General features: G+C 46.7%; 16 protein-coding genes. 8 read left to right on the forward strand and 8 right to left on the reverse strand.

Annotated features, from left to right (window positions below; all coding sequences use genetic code 11):
- Positions 1-83: 83 nt before the first annotated feature.
- The 6 genes from DF182_RS22180 to DF182_RS22210 all read left to right on the forward strand — a co-directional run bounded on the left by DF182_RS22180 (position 84) and on the right by DF182_RS22210 (position 4,475).
- Entirely contained in the window at positions 84-575 is a 492-nt protein-coding gene (locus DF182_RS22180; protein ID WP_113617981.1) for a YajQ family cyclic di-GMP-binding protein, read from the forward strand.
- A 74-nt stretch (positions 576-649) separates the two neighbouring features.
- A complete protein-coding gene (locus DF182_RS22185) occupies positions 650-901 on the forward strand; it encodes a type B 50S ribosomal protein L31 (protein ID WP_113617982.1) in 252 nt (83 codons plus the stop codon).
- A gap of 68 nt (positions 902-969) precedes the next feature.
- The gene (locus DF182_RS22190) at positions 970-2,151 is read left to right on the forward strand and encodes a putative sugar nucleotidyl transferase (RefSeq protein ID WP_113617983.1); all 1,182 of its coding nucleotides are present in this window, start codon (positions 970-972) and stop codon (positions 2,149-2,151) included.
- A 21-nt stretch (positions 2,152-2,172) separates the two neighbouring features.
- Positions 2,173-2,934 carry a triose-phosphate isomerase gene (gene tpiA, locus DF182_RS22195; protein ID WP_113617984.1) on the forward strand — a complete coding sequence of 254 codons (762 nt, stop codon included), beginning with the start codon at positions 2,173-2,175 and terminating at the stop codon, positions 2,932-2,934.
- A 196-nt stretch (positions 2,935-3,130) separates the two neighbouring features.
- Positions 3,131-3,727 (forward strand): 2'-5' RNA ligase family protein, encoded by a 597-nt coding sequence (locus tag DF182_RS22200; RefSeq protein ID WP_113617985.1) that lies wholly within the window; start codon positions 3,131-3,133, stop codon positions 3,725-3,727.
- Positions 3,728-4,181: 454 nt separating this feature from the next.
- Positions 4,182-4,475 carry an acylphosphatase gene (locus tag DF182_RS22210; RefSeq protein WP_113617987.1) on the forward strand — a complete coding sequence of 98 codons (294 nt, stop codon included), beginning with the start codon at positions 4,182-4,184 and terminating at the stop codon, positions 4,473-4,475.
- 406 nt (positions 4,476-4,881) lie between these two features.
- Here the strand turns inward: DF182_RS22210 and DF182_RS22215 are convergent, their stop codons facing one another.
- Together DF182_RS22215 and DF182_RS22220 are read right to left on the reverse strand one after the other, a co-directional pair.
- Positions 4,882-7,023, reverse strand: a complete 2,142-nt coding sequence (locus DF182_RS22215; RefSeq protein WP_113617988.1) for a M56 family metallopeptidase — start codon at positions 7,021-7,023, stop codon at positions 4,882-4,884.
- A gap of 18 nt (positions 7,024-7,041) precedes the next feature.
- Complete coding sequence (locus DF182_RS22220; protein ID WP_113617989.1) at positions 7,042-7,431, reverse strand: BlaI/MecI/CopY family transcriptional regulator; 390 nt, start codon at positions 7,429-7,431, stop codon at positions 7,042-7,044.
- A 264-nt stretch (positions 7,432-7,695) separates the two neighbouring features.
- Between DF182_RS22220 and DF182_RS22225 the strand changes: the two genes are divergently transcribed.
- A complete protein-coding gene (locus DF182_RS22225; RefSeq protein WP_113617990.1) occupies positions 7,696-10,071 on the forward strand; it encodes an ABC transporter permease in 2,376 nt (791 codons plus the stop codon).
- Here the strand turns inward: DF182_RS22225 and DF182_RS22230 are convergent.
- The 4 genes from DF182_RS22230 to DF182_RS22245 form a co-directional block, all read right to left on the reverse strand.
- A complete protein-coding gene (locus tag DF182_RS22230) occupies positions 10,057-10,914 on the reverse strand; it encodes a sterol desaturase family protein (RefSeq protein WP_113617991.1) in 858 nt (285 codons plus the stop codon). The two genes, DF182_RS22225 and DF182_RS22230, sit on opposite strands and share 15 nt — an antisense overlap.
- A gap of 84 nt (positions 10,915-10,998) precedes the next feature.
- The gene (locus tag DF182_RS22235; protein WP_113617992.1) at positions 10,999-11,859 is read right to left on the reverse strand and encodes a DUF4249 domain-containing protein; all 861 of its coding nucleotides are present in this window, start codon (positions 11,857-11,859) and stop codon (positions 10,999-11,001) included.
- A gap of 20 nt (positions 11,860-11,879) precedes the next feature.
- Positions 11,880-14,258, reverse strand: a complete 2,379-nt coding sequence (locus DF182_RS22240; protein ID WP_113617993.1) for a TonB-dependent receptor — start codon at positions 14,256-14,258, stop codon at positions 11,880-11,882.
- 215 nt (positions 14,259-14,473) lie between these two features.
- The gene (locus DF182_RS22245) at positions 14,474-14,686 is read right to left on the reverse strand and encodes a hypothetical protein (protein WP_113617994.1); all 213 of its coding nucleotides are present in this window, start codon (positions 14,684-14,686) and stop codon (positions 14,474-14,476) included.
- Between the two features lie 109 nt (positions 14,687-14,795).
- Here DF182_RS22245 and DF182_RS22250 point away from each other — a divergent pair, with 109 nt between their 5' ends.
- Positions 14,796-15,791 (forward strand): helix-turn-helix transcriptional regulator, encoded by a 996-nt coding sequence (locus DF182_RS22250; protein ID WP_113617995.1) that lies wholly within the window; start codon positions 14,796-14,798, stop codon positions 15,789-15,791.
- A 189-nt stretch (positions 15,792-15,980) separates the two neighbouring features.
- On the opposite strand, the gene DF182_RS22255 is transcribed toward DF182_RS22250, so the two are convergent.
- Complete coding sequence (locus tag DF182_RS22255; protein ID WP_113617996.1) at positions 15,981-16,610, reverse strand: NAD(P)-dependent oxidoreductase; 630 nt, start codon at positions 16,608-16,610, stop codon at positions 15,981-15,983.
- A 219-nt stretch (positions 16,611-16,829) separates the two neighbouring features.
- Positions 16,830-19,019 (reverse strand): sodium-translocating pyrophosphatase, encoded by a 2,190-nt coding sequence (locus tag DF182_RS22260; protein WP_113617997.1) that lies wholly within the window; start codon positions 19,017-19,019, stop codon positions 16,830-16,832.
- Positions 19,020-19,127 lie beyond the last annotated feature (108 nt).

Below are 19,127 nucleotides of genomic sequence, written 5' to 3' on the forward strand. Positions count from 1 at the left end.
TTAGATTTATATATCGGCAGGTAGTTCACTACCTGCTTTTTCTTTTTTATATTTGTCGTCCGAATATAAAAAAAAGTTGCGTTATGCCGTCCTTTGATATTGTTAGCAAAGTAGATTTACAGACACTGGATAATGCCATTAACACAGTGAAGAAGGAGATCACCAACCGGTTTGATTTCAAGGGGTCTCATGTGGTAATAGAGCTGAATAAGAAAGATCTGGTGCTGAACATAGAAGTAGACAGTGATATGAAGCTGGGTCAGGTGTTGGACGTGCTGATTTCCCGTTCCATGCGTCAGGGCCTGGATGCTGCTATTTATGACCAGAGCAAGGAAGCTTACCAGAGCGGAAAAGCGTATAAGAAGGATATTCCTATCCGTAACGGGATCAAGCAGGAAGATGCCAAAAAGATCATAAAAATGATCAAAGATTCCGGTTTAAAGGTGCAGGCCGCCATTATGGACGATATGGTACGGGTAACCGGCAAAAAGATAGATGAATTACAGGATGTTATACAAAAGTGCCGGGAAGCCAACCTGGGTATCGCTTTACAGTATGTAAATATGAAATCCTGATTTTTTTACAATAAACTTTGGGTGTTAAAGATTTTTGGTTACCTTTGCACCCTGTATTTACAATAATATTTGATATGAAACAGGGAATCCATCCAGAAAGTTACAGATTTGTGGTATTTAAAGATATGTCAAACGGATACAGCTTTTTAAGCCGTTCCACTGCTCCTTCCAAAGAAACCGTTAAATGGGAAGACGGCAATGAATATCCGTTGATCAAGTTGGAAATTTCCAATACTTCTCACCCTTTCTATACTGGTAAGAACGTATTGGTGGATACCGCAGGACGTATCGATAAATTCAACAAACGCTACGCTAAGAAAGCATAGGTGTTTGCAGAGATATTTTTTAAAGAATCCCATCGGCTTATCGATGGGATTTTTTATTTTTAACCCCTATGGAGCGTAACTACATTCTTTTCGACACGCCCGTACGTGACTTGTTATACCCCTTTACATATACAAGACCCATTGCCGCCTGCAGAGTAGGAATACTTACCATACAGGAGAAATGGGCGTACTGGCTGGGTACGGGAGTAAGTCATTTCACTGTACCGCATTTACAGGATAAGTTTCCGTTGAACCGTGCCAGTGAGGGCGGAATAAACGTGTTATTAAATGGACATATCCTGCCGGATGAGGAGCTGGTGGCAGCGGTTGCTGCCCTGAAGCCAGACCAGGAACTCTATAAAGACAATCACCTTATTGCTAAAGCGAGCCAGGGCAGTGAAGTACATCTGCTGGCATCTGCTGATCGTAAAAACTATAATGGGCCGGTAAAAGGGATTTTTAAGCCCTGGGACATATTTATGTTGAACGACCAGGCTATCCGGGAGGACTTTGTGCTGCTGACGCGGGGGAGGACCTCTGCCCCGTTGCCGGAAGGCAACCAGGTAGTGGCGCCGGAGAATATTTTCCTGGAGCCGGGAGCTTCGGTGAACTGCAGTATCCTGAATGCATCTACAGGGCCTATTTATATCGGGCGTAATGCGCTGGTGATGGAAGGGTGTGCTATGCGGGGGCCTGTGGCACTGGGAGAGGGAGCTGTTTTGAAGATGGGTGCAAAAGTATATGGGGCCACTACGCTGGGTCCATATTGTATTGGAGGCGGAGAGATCAAGAACAGTGTCTTTTTTGGGTATTCCAACAAGTCACATGATGGTTATGTGGGTGATGCGGTGATTGGTGAATGGTGTAACCTGGGGGCTAATACCTCCTGTTCCAATGTGAAAAATAATGCAGCCCCTGTAAAGATATGGATGGAAGCCTCGCAGTCAACTGCTATAGCAGGGCAGAAATGTGGTGTGTTGATGGGGGATTACAGCCGCTGTGGTATTAATACCATGCTCAACACCGGTACGGTGGTGGGTGTATCCTGTAATATTTTTGGTGCGGGTTTCCCGCCGGTGTTTTTGCCGTCATTCAGCTGGGGGCATCAGGTGGGTATGGCCGCATACCGGCTGCCGGAAGCACTGCGTGATGCTGCTGCATGGATGGCCTTTAAAGGCCGGCAGCTGGAAGATACAGACCGGAAAATACTGGAGGCGGTGTTTAACGAAACCAATGCAAAACGACCTTAAAACTTAATATCACAATAATCTATGAGAAAGAAAATTGTTGCAGGTAACTGGAAGATGAACCTTACACTGGCGCAGGGTGAACAGCTGATCAACGACATTCTGCAGGCCGGGCTGAAACTGGCGGAAGGGCAGGAAGTAGTGGTAGCCACTCCGTTTCCTTATCTGACCAGGGCTAAATCCCTGCTGAAGAACTATCCGGGCTTTTATGTGGCGGCACAGAACTGTGCCAGCGAAAAATCCGGCGCCTATACCGGCGAGGTTTCCGCAGAGATGCTGCAGTCTGTAGGTGTGGATTACGTGATCCTGGGCCATTCTGAGAGAAGGGAGTATTTTCAGGAGAGCAACGGGGTGCTGGCCCGGAAAGTAGATCAGGCCCTGGCAGCCGGCATCAAGCCTATTTTCTGTTGCGGTGAGCCGCTGGATATCCGGAAGGCAGAAACCCAGAATGCTTATGTAGCCAAACAACTGGAAGAAAGCCTGTTCCACCTCACAGCAGAACAGTTCAAAGATGTGGTGATTGCTTATGAGCCGATCTGGGCTATTGGCACCGGTCTTACCGCCAGTGCAGCACAGGCACAGGACATGCATGCGTTTATCCGTTCCCAGATTGCTGCCAAATATGGCCGTGAGGCTGCACTGCACCTGACTATCCTGTACGGTGGCAGCGCCAAGCCAGGCAATGCCGGTGAACTGTTTGCCAACCCCGACGTGGATGGTGGCCTGATTGGAGGCGCTTCCCTGGTGGCCGGCGATTTTGTGGCTATCATTCAGCATCTGAGTTAGTATTTTTAGCAAAGAAAAATAAACGCGTAGATACATCGAAAGGTGTATCTACGCTGCGTTTGGGGGTATTTTGGCTGTGCGCGGAAGATATTTCTGCGTATTTTTTTAGTATAAAATGCTAAAAAAATTAGTATTTCTGAAAAAAGGTTGTATATTCGTATTGTCATTCTAACAGGAAGAATTAAAATATCAGGTTATGAATACGAATTATGAAGTTTCGGAAGCGTTATTTGATTATTTACTGGTGGTGAATCCGGATGTAGTAGTATCGAAAGATGTAAATCGGATCCGTCAGTTTATAGCGACCTCTTTGAAGGATGCAGCTGCAATTACGGCGCCGGTATATATCCCATTATTCAGATCTGAGTTTCCGCAACGTTTTGAAGATGACTTTATTGACATGGTGGAAGCGATAGCAAAGCGGCAGTCAGGTTTTGCGATCTATACCTCCCGGCTGGAAGCGCTGAAACATGCAGACGGACGGCAGAGTATCTGTGTAAATGTAGCCAATCCCAAACCACTGATGGAGCTGCACAAAAGCATCATGCAGTGTTTTGATCTGAAGCCACAGCATTTCAAACCTTACATGACAGTAGCCAGAGGCCTGGATGATGCGGCAATAGCCAAGGTTTTACCGGCTTTAACACAGCGACTGTTTGTACGGAGTTTCAATTGCCATTGTTTGACGCTGATGAGAAGACCAGTGACAGGCGGCAAATACGAAAGAGTGAGAGACATTGTGTTTGGTGATATCGAACATATGACCGGATCATTATTCAACTATGCTGCATAGGCAGTTGAATCAATTATATTGTATCATGTAGATCATTGTCTGAATCGGGAAGGACGGTTGGAGATGCATTGGATGAAAATTGAACGAATCACATTATGAATGCTGCAGTAAAGATTGCAGATACTATTTTGTTGCCCCTGTTTCTTCAATTCTCATCTGTAGTTTGTTTCCCCCAAGTTAACCATTCTCTGTCTTTTCTTTCTTTACTACGCTGTTACGCGATTATCTGTGTGCAGGTACAGATGATATTCCGGATAAAATGATTATTCGCTGGGATATCGGCCATAGTAGCTGTATGCGCCGGGCGTTGAGTACCGGACTGATAAGCGTAAATGTATTTCAGTGCCACAGGATTAATCGTTACATTCGTTTGATCATCGGCAGATATGCCAATGAATCTTACCAATCTGTATTATCCTGATTCAGACATTTTTTAGCGATAACCATTGATATTATGACAACCAAATCAATCGTGCATAAAGAAATTATTGTGAGAGGCCGCGTACAGGGAGTTGGTTACCGGGCTAATGCAAAACATATGGCAGACCTGCTGGGAGTGCAGGGACAGATCAAAAATATGCCGGATAAGGCAGTATGGATTCTGGCAGAAGCGGAAGAGACGGTGATGGAAGAATTTTTGACATGGTGCCGTAAAGGTCCTGCCATGGCTAAAGTTACGGAAATGGAAATCATCGTGGGGCCAGTGTTGCAAGTAGTCGGTTTTACCATTTTACATTCAGCGGATTAATAGCGCTCAATTGTTGGTGTTTGTTCGTCTCATCAGATTCATCTTTATCATCTAAGTCATCATTAATACAAGCCTGCAGTTTTTAGTCTATAGATGTTCATATGCTCATCTATCAGGCAATCTATGTTGGTCACCCTGTCATCAGCGGGTATCAGTATCTGATAGATACTCAGTTGTTGAATTTGGTGCCAATACTTGAAACAGCCTATAGTAGTTGTTGTTACTATCCTTCTATATAAACCTGGTTAAATAACAGGTTATGGTGTTCGTTCCTATGCCTGGATTACCTTAGCGTCCTTATTCCGGTAATCCTGAAATGCAGAAAGCGCAAAGAATACGACGGGCCGCTGTTAGCAACTCCAGCCGTATCATTCTTTGCGCTTTCTTATTTGGTACGAACGAACGATTAGTTTTCTACATTAATATTAAGATTGCCGGGAGCCTGCTGTTTGATATTCATTCTTTTGCTCTGCATGTATCCGCGGTATTTGTCGGCTACGTTGTCTGGTTGTTTGACACCGTTGATATAGAGACCGTTTTCATTCTTCTCGATAGAGAAAGACTGTTTGGTATCAATCAATTTATCATCAGCCATTTTGTTGATCATTTCGCGGTACATTTTGGAAGTGTTGGCAGCTCTTTCGCTGGCACTATGAGCGTTTCGCATCGCGTTTTCGGCCTGCATTTTAGCGTGTTCAGCTTGCCTTTGAGAACGTTCGGCGATTCTTTTTTCGTTCATCGCTCTGTGCATTTCTTCTCCGTGGGCTCTGGAAGAGTCGCGTGTGAAGATCATCCGTTGCTGATTGAGGGCCATCAGTTTATTGTTGGTGTCGCGCATACTTCTCTGTAGGATAACCTTGTTTTCTTCCATTCTTTTATGCATAGTTTCACGAGCCTTCTTCCATTCCTCACTGTTTCGGGTATCGTCGTAGGCAGCCTTGATATCCTTCTGGATCTGGGCCCAGTCGATGCTTTTCAGTGCTTCGCGGGCAGCTTGCTGGGCAGCCTGTGATTCCTGGGCCAGCGCTTTCCAGTCAATCTTGTCGGTGGCAGCTTTGGCTTCTGCCTGTATCTTCTTCATGTCCACCTCTTTAAGCTGCTGCATGGCTTTTTCCACGCTTCTTTGTGCGGCCTGCAGTTGCTTTCTGATCATCAGTGAATCGCTGGTGCGAGAACGGCCAGGAACGCTGTCAGTAAAGAAGTTTGATAATGGTGATATGTGGGCAGCTGTATTGGGAGCCATTATCATCGGACCCACGGTATTGTAGACAAACGCAAGCACATCAGAATCTGATAAATCGGGAGCATCCGGCGGTGGCGGCGGAGCATCTGGTGGTGGTGGTGCATCCGGTGGCGGTGGTGGAGCATCTGGAGGAACAGGCTGGCCTGGTTCGGGTGTGGTGGAAGGAGCCGGTGGTGGAGGCGGAACAGGTGTTGCTGGCCCCGTATGAATAACCGTTTGGCGGATGCTGGTATCAGCAGTAGCTTTTTCCTGATGCTGTTTCTGGTCCTGGCTTTTTCCTTTGGCAGGGTTGAGCCATGCAATGGAAACGAGTGCAGTAGCAATGATCAGGACTGCCATGAGTTTCTGGCTATAATTAAGATGTTTTGTTTTCATCTCCATGATTCTTTTGATGCGGTAAAACAGATGTTGTTTGTCATCTGCAGCAGCCATGGCCAGGGGATTGGAATTTAACCGGTACTCTTCCAATGCAACCAGTGCCCGGGCATAATGCAGCGGTTGAACGGTCCCCGAGATAACGAGGTCGTCGCAACAGTGTTCCCTTTCCTGGCGGATGATACGGGAAATCAGCCATACGAAGGGATTGAAGAAAAGAATGGTTTCAACAACGGATTGGAAGATATTCAACAGATAATCATTGCGTTTAACGTGTGCCAGTTCGTGCAGCAGGATGGCTTCCAGCTGTTCTTCCGACAGGTTATTGACCATGGCCACCGGCAGCAGGATCACGGGTTTAAGGAAACCCAGCATCACAGGCACCTGGACATAACGGGACACCAGTAGTTGCACCTTACGGGATAGCTGCAACTGAGCCATCAATTTGTGGAGATGTTTTTCCCATGCTTCACCCATGGGTTCTACCATGGTAGTACGTATCCGGTGCAATTGCAAAAGGTCGGATGCCAGCTTGATCGCCATGATCAGCATGCCAGCAAGGTATAAGGTAACCAGTATAGGAAAACACAGCTCCAGGCTGGGAAACAACATTGCCATCTTAGCCTGCCCGGGATAGGGGGCTGTGGGCTGACCGGCCAGTAAGGCCAGATCAGTGGCGGTATATTGTACTGCCAGCTGGCGGGTCGCAGAAATAGTTTGTAACTGCTGGTAAAAGGTGATCAGAAACCAGGCGAATATCCCGGTGAGTGCAAAAAACGACAGATTGTATTTGATCCTGGCACTGGCCATGGGCCATAGTTTCAATACTACTTTCAGGCAGGCATATACGAAAAAAGCTTGCCAGATGGCATGGAGAATGCTCCAGCCCAGCGCCCGTACCAGATCGCCGGTAATAGGTAATAAGTGCATAGTCAGTTTTTTTACCTGTTATCGTTTTTGTTGTTTTTCCATCTCAGACAAATATTGCCGGATCTGATCCAGCTCCGCTTCGGAAGAACGGTGATGTCCCAATGCTTGTAATACCAGTTTGGACGCCGATCCGCCAAAGACAGTATCAATCATTTTATTCAGCAGTTGTTGTTGCGTTTTTTCCTGCGAAACAGCCGCTTTGTATACATGTGTTTTGCTGCTGGTATCTCGTTCCAGCAACTCCTTCTCATGCATGATCTGCATTAACTTCAGCGTAGTGGTATAACCGGCATCTTTGGTTTCAGATAAGATATCATGCACTTCCCGTACAGTGCAGGGACCTTTCTCCCATAGGATGCTCAGAATCTCAAGTTCGCTTTCAGTAGGCTTTATATGTTTCCCAGTCATGGTTTGATCAGAATGATTATTGTTGTACGAATATCTTCGTAAACAAATGTACGATTGTTTTCGTAATTCCAAAAAAATCGCAGGGGAAAGTGATAAAGTAGTTTTTAAACGGGATGAACGGAAAGCGGAAAAAGTCAGCGAAACCGAACAACTTATGGTTTGAAATCGAACAAAGATGAAAATAGTATATGTGTATTGTTTTGTCTTTTAGATATATATTTATTGGCATTTCCTTGGTGCGGATAGAAAACTCATTAACAGCATATGATAAAAAACTATATCAAAATAGCCTTCCGCCATTTTTTTCATCATAAACTGTATACCGGTATTAACATGATCGGATTGGCCATGGGTATGGCTGTAGCTTTAGTGATCGGTTTGTGGGTATGGGACGAATGGTCGTTTGATTATTATCACGAACGCCACGACCACCTGGCCCGTATTGTGAGTACAGAACAAAACAACGGGGCGCTGGTCACCAGTCCGGGTGTCCCCATTCCACTGGCAGACGAGTTGCGCAGTAAATACGGGGCTGACTTTAAACGGATCGCAGTAGCATTTCCCAATTATACCCATACCCTGGCTAACGGGGATACTAAAATTGCTGCTGCCGGTAGATGGACACAGCCTGATCTTCCGACCATGCTGTCACTTAAAATGGTTGCCGGCCGCCAGGATGCGCTGAACGATCCTTCTTCTGTACTACTGACTCAATCACTGGCGAAAGCACTTTTCGGGGAAACAGATCCCATGAACAAAATACTGCGCATGGACAACCGCATGGATCTGAAAGTGGCTGGTGTTTATGAAGACCTTCCCAATAATACCACCTTCCATGACACCCGGCTATTCCTTCCCTGGACTAAAGCGGAGCGTGAGCTGGTATGGCTGAAAGATGCTGAAAAAGACTGGAGCTCTCACCACTGGGACCTGATCGTGGAGCTGAATGATCAGGCTTCGTTGTCAACAGTATCAGCCAAAATAAGAGACCTGGCGCAGGGACATGTTAAGGCTGGTAAAGAGATATTTTCACTGCATCCGATGAACAAATGGCACCTTTATAGTGAATTTATCGATGGTTTTAATACTGGTGGCCGTATTCGTATGGTCAGGCTGGTAGCTACCATCGGGTTGTTTATATTGCTGCTGGCAATGATCAATTTTATGAACCTGGCGACCGCCAGGAGTGAGCATCGCGCGAAGGAAATAGGATTACGCAAAGCCATTGGCTCCTTGCGTAGCCAGCTGATAGGGCAGTTTCTGACAGAATCCGTACTGGTGGCTTTGTTTGCACTGATGCTGAGTATATTGTTTGTACAAGGTGGCCTGTCTGCTCTGAATACACTGACAGAAAAGGACATGGTGCTGCCATGGGGGAATCCGCTTTTCTGGGCTGGTATGCTGCTTTTTACACTGGTCACAGGTTTGCTGGCAGGTAGTTATCCTGCTTTTCTGTTATCCCGCTTTGAGCCTGTCAAAGTGCTGAAAGGCAACTTCGCAGCTGGTAAAACATCCAGGCTGCCCAGGCAGGTGCTGATAGTCTTACAGTTTACAGTATCTATCACACTCGTGATTGGCACTATGGTAGTTTTCCGTCAGCTGCAATATGCACGCAACCGGCCTGCGGGTTATACCAGGGAAGGTTTGATCACATTGGGCATAAATACACCGCAATTATATCAGGCAGATTATAACAGACTGCGGCAGGATCTCCTGGAAACCGGTGATGTAGCGGATATGGCTTATTCTTCCGTAGCCGCTACGGAAGTGCCGGAAAATATAAAGGATATCAGCTGGAAGGGTAAAGACCCCAATATGGTACCACAGTTGAAATGTATAGCCGTTACACACGACTATGGTAAAACCATGGGCTGGCAGTTACTGGATGGACGGGATTTTTCGCGGGAATACGCTACCGATACCAGTTCTCTGGTGATCAATGAAACAGCAGCCCGGTTGCTGGGCTTTGCCCATCCTGTGGGAGAGACGGTACTTTATGGAGGAAAACCTTGTCTGATCCGGGGCGTCGTGAAAGACATGATCATGGAATCTCCCTATCAGCCGGTGGCTCCTACGCTTTTTATACTGGGGTACGAATGGCATAATTTTATCACCGTGCGAATCAGGCCTGGAGCTGGTATAGTAGCGGCACTGGCCGAAATAGAACAGGTGTTCAGACGATACAATCCTGCGGCTCCTTTTGAATTTAAATTTATTGATGACAACTATGCCCGGAAATTCTCTGATGAGAAACGCCTGGGCCGTTTGGCAGCTATATTTGCGGGGCTTGCCGTGTTTATTTCCTGTCTGGGATTATTTGGATTATCAGCTTTTATCGTATCAAGCCGGACCAAAGAGATTGGTATCCGGAAAGTATTAGGGGCCTCTGTTTTTAATCTCTGGGCCTTGTTATCCGGTGATTTTATCCGGCTGATTTTCATTGCTATTCTCATTGCCATGCCATTGGGGTACTATGGCATGACGCGTTGGCTGGGGCAATATGTTTACCATACCACCCTTGCCTGGTGGATCTTTGCGGCAGCCAGCATGGGTGCTGTGCTGGTGGCAATGCTGACGGTCAGCATACAAAGTATGAAAGCGGCGAGAAAAAATCCGGTCAACAGCCTAACGGTTTCTTAGCTGCCGGGTGGTTTGACGGCTTCCGTCAGGGCTCCAGCCGGGAGCTCCCAGGACATAGTTCCATATCTCCCGTAAAGACCGGGCATGACGGATGTCCCGCCATATGTCCAGCCACTCGTGAGTGGCGATGCGTAAAGGATTGTAGGTATGGATATTTTTGGTAAGCCCGTATGCCGGTCGTTTTCCTTCCGGTGTAAAAGTACCGAACATCCTATCCCAGATGATGAGGATACCGGCGTGGTTACGGTCCAGATATTCGATATCAGAGCCATGATGCACGCGATGATGAGAAGGTGTATTGAAGATGTATTCCAGTGGTTTAGGCAGCTTATGTATTACTTCTGTGTGTATCCAGAACTGGTAAATGAGGCTGATGGCCTGCATACTCAGTACCATTACCGGATGAAAGCCTGCCAGCGGCATCCAGAGCCAGAAGACAAAAGTGCCGGTGAGGTTACCGGTCCAGGTTTGGCGCAGGGCTGTAGCGAGTGTATATTTCTGGGAAGAATGGTGAATTACATGTGATGCCCAGAAAAAGCGCACGGTATGGCTACAGCGATGAAACCAGTAGTAGCTGAAGTCGTCTGCAAAAAAACATAGTAACCATGCCCACCAGGTAAAGCCAAGGGTAAAAAACCGGTATTGATAGAGAAAAAGATAGATGCCCAGAATAACACCTTTGGTGAACAGGCCGATGAATACGTTGCCAAGTCCCATCGCAATGCTGCTGAGGGCATCTTTGGGCTCATAAAGGTGTCTGTGATCTATGGTGGTAATGATAATCTCCAGCAGTATCAACAGCACAAAACCGGGAATGGCATACATAATCAGGTTAGGAGGCATACGGATTTTTTCTTTCTCCTTAAATTACAAAAAAAGGGGGATTTCCGCTGTCGGAAATCCCCCTTTTTAATAAAATATATCGGTTTACTTCACCAGTTTCTCCGCTCTGCTGACGGCGGAAGTACCAAACCAGCCCAGTATTTTGGTTTTGCCGGAAGGCGTAACGTTATTGACATTGGACCTTACATTCTCCAGCACTTTGGCAAAGAGACCGCCGGCATTCACCTGCTGGTCTACCTGTCTGAGAAAGTCGAAGCTGCGGTGGGTAACGGACATCAGCCTCACAATCACTTTTTCATTGGCCTGGAATGGTTTGTTCCAGTCGGTGATTCCTTCTGCGATGGGAATGATAAAGGTGGCGCCATCGGAAACCCCTTCGTCGTAGGAACCGTCGATGGAGAAGTTATCTTTCAGGCGTCTGAGCGTATCGTTGCGGTAAGAGCGGATCCAGTAATAATCGGTAGCTCCTTCTATATCTTTAGCGTGCATAGTAGCGTAGAAGCCTTCTTTGCCATTCATCGTTTCCTCTTTGGTTTTATACTTCAGAGTGATGGAATCGATGGTGGTCACTCTTTTGATAGTATCGTATGCTTCAAATATCTCTCCCTTATATTCCACATGCAATTTGTAGGCGTGGCCTACTACGCCGATAGGCTGGCTGGTGGCATCATAGCTGTACATGCCATCTTTAAAACCAAATGGATAAGATTTGCCGGCAGTTTCATCAAACAGGGTGATGGCGGCATCGTTGATAATTGGTGCAGGGTTGTTGTCTGTAAAAGGTACAGACATGGTGAATTTAATTTTTTGTAGTCCCGCTTCTGTAGTGATCCAGGCATCCAGCACCGGCAAAGATTTACCCTGGGCGATGTCGAGATCTATTTTGTCTTCGCAGGCGCTAAGACCTACTAATGCTGATATAATGAGCAATGACAGTTTTTTCATGTAATTACTTTTTAGACAGATTAAAATTTGAAGTTGTACGTGATGCCCGGTATGATGGAACCGATGATAGAGAGGCGAACAGCTTCCCGTTTGTTGGGATCATCTTCATTTTGTTTGAAGTAGATGCTGTAGGCGTTTCTGCGTGCATATACGTTATACAGTGAAAATACCCATTCTCCTTTCCAGCGTTTCAGCTGTTTGCCTTTGAGGGTGAAGGAGAGGTCCAGGCGGTGAAACGCGGGCAGACGGTAGTTATTACGTTGGTCAGTGCTGTTATACGGGATGTCCCAGTCCTGGAACTGCAGCCTGTTGTCGGCATAAGTGCCGGGCGTACCGGAAGCATATACCCAGTTGGCAGACAGGGAAGACCTTTTGTTAATGGTATGTGTGAGTACCAGGTTGAGGTTGTGTGTACGATCGTAACGGTTCAGGAACCATTCATCCAGGCTGATACCAGGTGTTCTTCTTTCTGAGCGGGAAAGGGTATAGCTGATCCAGCCGGTGGTTTTACCGATATCTTTTTTAGCGTACAGTTCAATTCCGTAGGCGCGTCCTTCTGAAGGGAGCAGGTCCGCTTCAATGAGCTGATTGAGCTGCAGGTCGGCGTTGTCTATATAGTCCAGCTGGTGTTTGGTGGTTTTATAGAAAGCTTCTGCAGAGAACTCATAGGAGTCGTTGGGTGAATTGTAGAAGTATCCCAGGGTATACTGGTCAGACAGACTAGGCTGTATATTGTTGGTGCTGGGTGTCCAGATATCCAGTGGGGTAGGGGATGCGGTGTTGGAGAGCTGGTGCATGAACTGGGTAGTTTTGCTATAAGCTACTTTCACTGCATTTTGCTCATTGAATGCATAACGGGCACTGAGGCGAGGCTCAAAGTAGTAGTAGCCTTTGATCAGTTCATTGGCGCCATAGGTTTTGCTGCCGATGAGGGTTTTGCGGATACCTGGTGTGGTATCGTTGAAATAATAGGCAGTGCCTTTACCAATCAGCTGATAGGCAGAGAAGCGGCCGCCGTACTGAATACCGAATTTTTTTGAAGGCTTCCACTCATGATCTAAATACACGCCGGATTCAAGTGCATGTTTATCTGTCAGTTCCTTCAGCCTTTTGATATCACCTTCAACACTTGAGCCGGTACCCGGACGGAAGGTATAATAGATACCCTGTACGCCGAAATGCAGGATGTTGGCGGAGTTGAGGTAGTAGGTAAAGGATGGTTTCAGACCGTAGTTGACAATGTCGGAAGTCCATTTATAGCCCTGCAGCTGTTCGTTATCCTGTTTTTTGGAAGCGTTGCTGAAGTTGAGGCTATAATCATATTTAGAGTAGTAGGTGGTGAGGTTGAGGAACAGGCGGTTGGAAAACACGTGGTTCCAGCGCAGGGTAGCGGTAGCATTACCCCAGTTCATATCAACGTCTTTGCCCAGGCCGAACTTGTCTCTGCCGAAGTAACCACTGAGGAAGAGGGTATTGTTTTTGTCGAATTTGTAGTTGGCTTTGGCGGTGAGGTCGTAGAAGTTCAGTTTGGTATCCTTCATGTCACCTTTTACAAAGGGCTTCATGAGGATGTCGATGTAAGATCTTCTGGCAGCCACAATAAAGGATGATTTGTCTTTTACCAGCGGACCTTCTACAGACAGGCGGCTGAAGATATTGCCGATACCGCCGTTAACATTGAAGTTCTGGTTGTTACCGTCTTTCATACGAATGTCCAGTACAGAAGAAGTACGGCCACCATATTCAGCGGGGAAGCCACCTTTAATGAGGTTGATGCCTTTTACCGCATCCGGATTGAATACGGAGAAGAAGCCGAGCATGTGGCTGGAGTTATAAACAGGTGCTTCGTCCAGCAGGATGAGGTTTTCGTCGCTGTTGCCACCGCGTACGTTAAAGCCGGAAGAGCCTTCACCCACGGTAGTTACGCCCGGCAACGTCTGGATAGAGCGGATTACATCCACTTCTCCCATAAAAGCGGGCATTTTTTTCACTTGCGCGATGTCCAGTCTGTTGATGCTGGTATTGAGGGTATTCACCGCTCTTTCCTGTTTCTGTCCGTTGATAGTGACTTCATTGAGCTGACTGCTGCTGCTTTCCAGCTTGATGTCGAGTGTTTTGTTGCTATGAAGACTTACCACTGTTTTAACAGGGGCATATCCCATATACGAAAACTGAAGTTCATGTTCCCCGGCAGGGAGGGTGAGAGAGTAAAAACCGTATTGGTTGGTAACAGTACCAACAGCGGTACCAGTTTTACCTATAGAGATCCCAACCAGACTTTCTCCATTTTGTTTGTCTTTTACATAGCCACTAACCGTAAAACGTTGTTGTGCTATCGTTGGACGCGTTGCCAGCATAAGTACCAGCAAGGTCATCAACATGGTGACCGTAGTTTTCATAAAAGGTAAATCGTGATTTTGAAATGATTTATTCCAGATTTGTCTGACATTGCTAATAAGACGTGACTGCGAATCTATACCCCTATTCGGGATAGATTATTTTTTTTGGTAATAATTGGGGCTAAGATAGTGGGGAAAATCGAAAAAGGAATATTGAGATTGAAGTAGGGGTATCTTCAAGCTCAATATTCGCTATAATTTTATGTTTCGGGGGATCAATCAAGAATATCGCAATAGAAGCCCAGCCGGGTCACAAATTCGATAATGGATTTTTCTGCCACCTGTTGGAGGCTGATCACCCGCAGTACTTTGTCACAATCCTCAATATCCACACTGCATGCGTTTACGGAAAAAGCACTTGAAATAGCCTGAATAACGTTGTCTTTATCCTTAACAGTGTTAATATTTGTACGGAATATCCCAATCATGGCGTTTTAAATTTGAGTTTTGCGGAATATATTTGTGCAAATTTGCTACTGTTTATCCGTATAGCTGTTACACGAAAAGGATTATAACTTATACGAAACGGATTATTTTATGACTGTGGTGATAAAAAATGAGCTCAGGGAGATATTGCTGCAGGAAGAGTTTCCTTTTTCTCCCGGAACTTTGTCCACATCAAGGACTATTATCGAGGAAAGTACCGAACGGAAACTGGAATTTGGTACTTATAATATACAGGAGTCAAAATTTGATGGCATTCATCTGGTGATATGCGAAGCAGAAGTATATGAAGATCTGTTTGTTGACACTGATGATGTGATCCCCCATGTGACTATGCTTTTCATGGAAAGGGGTAATATCTGTACTTCGGTGGAAGGTGTCCGGCAGAATTTCACGTTTTCCTCGCTGCAACATAACATTGTCTATTCTCCTTACCAGGAAGAATCTGCCGAGCTGAAGAAACAGCCGGGGATTCAGGTGATGGGACTAAATTTCATACCTGAGCGTTTTCTGGAACTGGCCGACAATAATGTACAGGTGCTGGGTAAACTGGCTGACCGGGTGGCCAATAACCAGAGCGCTATCCTGACGGATAAAAGGAACCCGCTGATCACACCAAAAATGAAAACAGTACTGGCCGAGATACGCCAGTGCCAATATAAAGGAGGTTTGAAAAAGCTGTTCCTCCAGTCCAAAATCATGGAGCTGCTGGCCCTGCAATGTGACCAGGCAGAAAGTGATATCGGTATTACTGTCAGAGGCCGTAAGATTCCAGCCAGGGAAATAGAGCAACTGCACCATGCCCGGCAGCTGCTGCTGGACAATATGCATAGCCCTCCCAGTCTGGAACAGTTATCACGTTTGACCGGCCTGAACGAGTTTAAGCTAAAATCCGGTTTCAAAGCTATTTTTGAAACGACAGTCTTCGGTTATCTCAACGATCACCGGCTGAACCTGGCCAGGGAACTGATTTTAGGCGGTGGTAAATCACTGGCCATCATCGCGGATGAAGCTGGTTATTCTTCCCCTCAGCACTTCAGTAATGCGTTTAAGAAGAAGTTTGGTGTGAGCCCAAGGAACTATGATTAATGCTGATATTGTTGATGTTCCTGATGGGCGAAGATATTAGTGAAGATAAAGGAGAGAACATTTTTAAGTGATATAAAGAAATAAACATAAACGAGAAGGGCCTGCTGATATAAGTCAACAGGCCCTTCTCGTTTTATAGTCTTCTATCATCTTTGTCCATCAGGAGCATCAGAAGTATCAGTATTAATCTCAGTAAGCTACCGTAAACCTTTGCTGGATATGCTGTGGTTTTTCCAGCTCGTCGATCAGGGCTACAGCGTAGTCGGCGGTGGATATTTTGCTTTCGCCGTTGGCGTCAGCCAGCAGCTGGTCGCCGCCGAGGCGGAATTTGCCGGTACGTTCGCCGGGAGCGATCATGGCAGCCGGACTTAATACGGTCCATTCCAGGTCTTTATCCTGTTTGATGATTTTAAAGGCTTCCCGGGTGGCAGAGGCTCCTTCTTTCCATTCTGCCGGAAATCCAGGCGTGTCGATCAGTTGAACGCCGGGCTCCACTTCCAGGCTGCCTGCGCCGCTTACAGCAATCAGTCTTTTGATACCGGCTTGTTTCAGGCCGCCGATGATAGCACGGATGGCTGTTACATAAGTAGCAGTATCGTAAGCGTTGAAAGCGCTGATAACGGCCTCATTGCCGGCTACCAGGTCAGCTACTTCAGCTTCATTGGTTACATCCCCTTTTTTGATAGTCAGATGGTCGTTTTTAAGCTGGATTTTTTCAGGATGGCGTACGATGGCAGTTACCTGATGGCCTCTGTTGAGCGCTTCGTTTAAAAGGGCGGAGCCGATGAATCCGGATGCTCCGATGATGGCTACTTTCATGTCAATGCGTTTTTGTAGTGATATAATTACAGCCCCGCAGGACTTATTGTTTAACTGTTTTGTTTTTTATTACAGTTTGTAGGACAAAAGTACAGTTCTTTTTTACTGTAACAAAAAAAATTACAGTAAAATATAAAAAATTAGCGGACAACGAACCGGAGAAGCAGTTAAACAGCATGTTTTCGCTGCAATGACCGGGTTTGTTGTCCGCTATTTAAATTATTTCATTACATAAACGGAAGCTTTGGCTGCCGGAGGGGTGACGGTTTTCATTTTCACCACCGGAGGCACTTCCTTAGTATGGAATTTTTCAGACAGGGTAGGAGCGATTACCAGCGAAACGATGGACATCAGTTTGATCAGGATGTTCATAGACGGGCCGGAAGTATCTTTGAAGGGATCTCCTACGGTATCACCGGTAACAGAAGCTTTATGCGGCTCTGATTTTTTGTAGTAGGTTTCGCCGTTGATTTCCACGCCTTTTTCAAAGGATTTTTTAGCGTTGTCCCAGGCGCCGCCGGCGTTGTTCTGGAAGATACCCATTAATACACCGCTAACGGTAGCACCGGCGAGGAATCCGCCCAGTACTTCGGGGCCTGCGAGGAAACCTATGAGCAGCGGGGAGATGAGGGCAATAGCACCTGGCAGGATCATCTCACGGATAGAAGCCTGTGTGGAGATGGCCACACATTTGTCGTACTCAGGTTTGCCAGTGCCTTCCATGATACCAGGTATTTCCCGGAACTGACGGCGCACTTCTTCCACCATGGCCATGGCGGCACGTCCTACGGCTGCGATGGCGAGGGAAGAGAAGATAAAGGGGATCATACCGCCAATAAACAGGCCAGCCAGCACGTCGGCTTTATAGATGTCGATTCCCTGGATACCGGCCACGCCTACAAAGGCAGCAAAGAGTGCCAATGCGGTGAGGGCTGCGGAAGCGATGGCAAAACCTTTACCGGTAGCTGCAGTGGTGTTACCCACAGCGTCCAGGATATCCGTTTTTTCTCTTACATCTTTAGGCAGTTCACTCATTTCCGCAATACCACCGGCATTGTCGGCGATAGGGCCAAACGCATCGATGGCCAGCTGCATGGCTGTAGTGGCCATCATACCAGCTGCTGCGATAGCCACACCATAGAGGCCTGCAAATGCATAGGAGCCGTAGATACCGCCGGCCAGTACCAGGATAGGCAGGGCAGTGGATTCCATACCAACAGACAAACCACCGATGATATTGGTAGCTGCACCGGTAGCAGACTGCCGGATGATGGAACGTACCGGGCGTTTACCCATGGCCGTATAATATTCAGTGATAATGCTCATCAGGGTACCTACAACCAGACCTACCATGATAGCACCAAAAACCTGGCCTTTGGTGAACTCATGGCCACGCAGTACCATAGGGCCGTCGGGCAGTATCCAGTTAACCAGGAACCATGAAGCGATGGCGGTGAGCACGATAGAACCCCAGTTGCCCATATTGAGGGCCCGCTGTACCACGCCGGTATTGAGGCCTGAGCTATCGCTTATTTTTACGAAGAAGGTACCGATCATAGAGAAGATGATACCTGAGCCTGCGATCAACATGGGAAGCAGGATAGGAGCGATACCGCCAAACAGGTCCTGGGAGGTGGTTTCAGAGCCGAGTACCATGGTAGCCAGTACGGTGGCCACATAAGAACCGAAAAGGTCGGCGCCCATACCAGCCACGTCACCTACGTTATCACCTACGTTATCGGCAATGGTAGCAGGGTTGCGGGGATCATCTTCCGGAATGCCTGCTTCTACTTTACCTACCAGGTCAGCGCCTACGTCGGCTGCTTTGGTATAGATACCACCACCTACACGGGCAAAGAGAGCTATACTTTCTGCACCCAGTGAGAAACCGGTAAGCACTTCAATGGTCTTTACCATTTCTGCAGTATTGGCAGCAGCGCCGAAATACGCTTTGAGAGCAATAAACAGGGAACCGAGGCCCAATACTGCCAGACCAGCAACACCCATGCCCATCACGGAGCCACCGGTAAAAGATACTCCCAGTGCTTTGGCCAGACTGGTGCGCGCGGCCTGCGCTGTACGTACGTTGGCTTTAGTTGCGATTCTCATTCCAATAAATCCGGCCGTAGCGGAGAAAATTGCGCCCATCACAAAGGCTACACCAATAAACCAGTGGGAGGTATGGTGCGACGATCCCATGTATCCTAATAACAGGGCGATAACGACAACAAAATAAATAAGGACTTTATACTCCGCTTTTAAAAATGCCATAGCGCCTTCTGCAATATGTTGCGCTATTTCTTTCATCTTTTCATTACCCGCATCCTGGCGGGCAACCCAGGAACTTCGGATAGCAGTAAATAACAAAGCCAGTAATCCAAAACAAGGAACGAGGAAAACAATATTCATAGAAGCGTATTTAAATTGCTCGGTTGAAAAAATAGCGTATTGAGTAAATGTTATCCAATAAATATAAATAATAAAATTTTGAATTACGAATTACGAATCATGAATTAA

This window comes from Chitinophaga flava (genome assembly GCF_003308995.1).
GTDB classification, from domain to species: Bacteria; Bacteroidota; Bacteroidia; order Chitinophagales; family Chitinophagaceae; genus Chitinophaga; species Chitinophaga flava.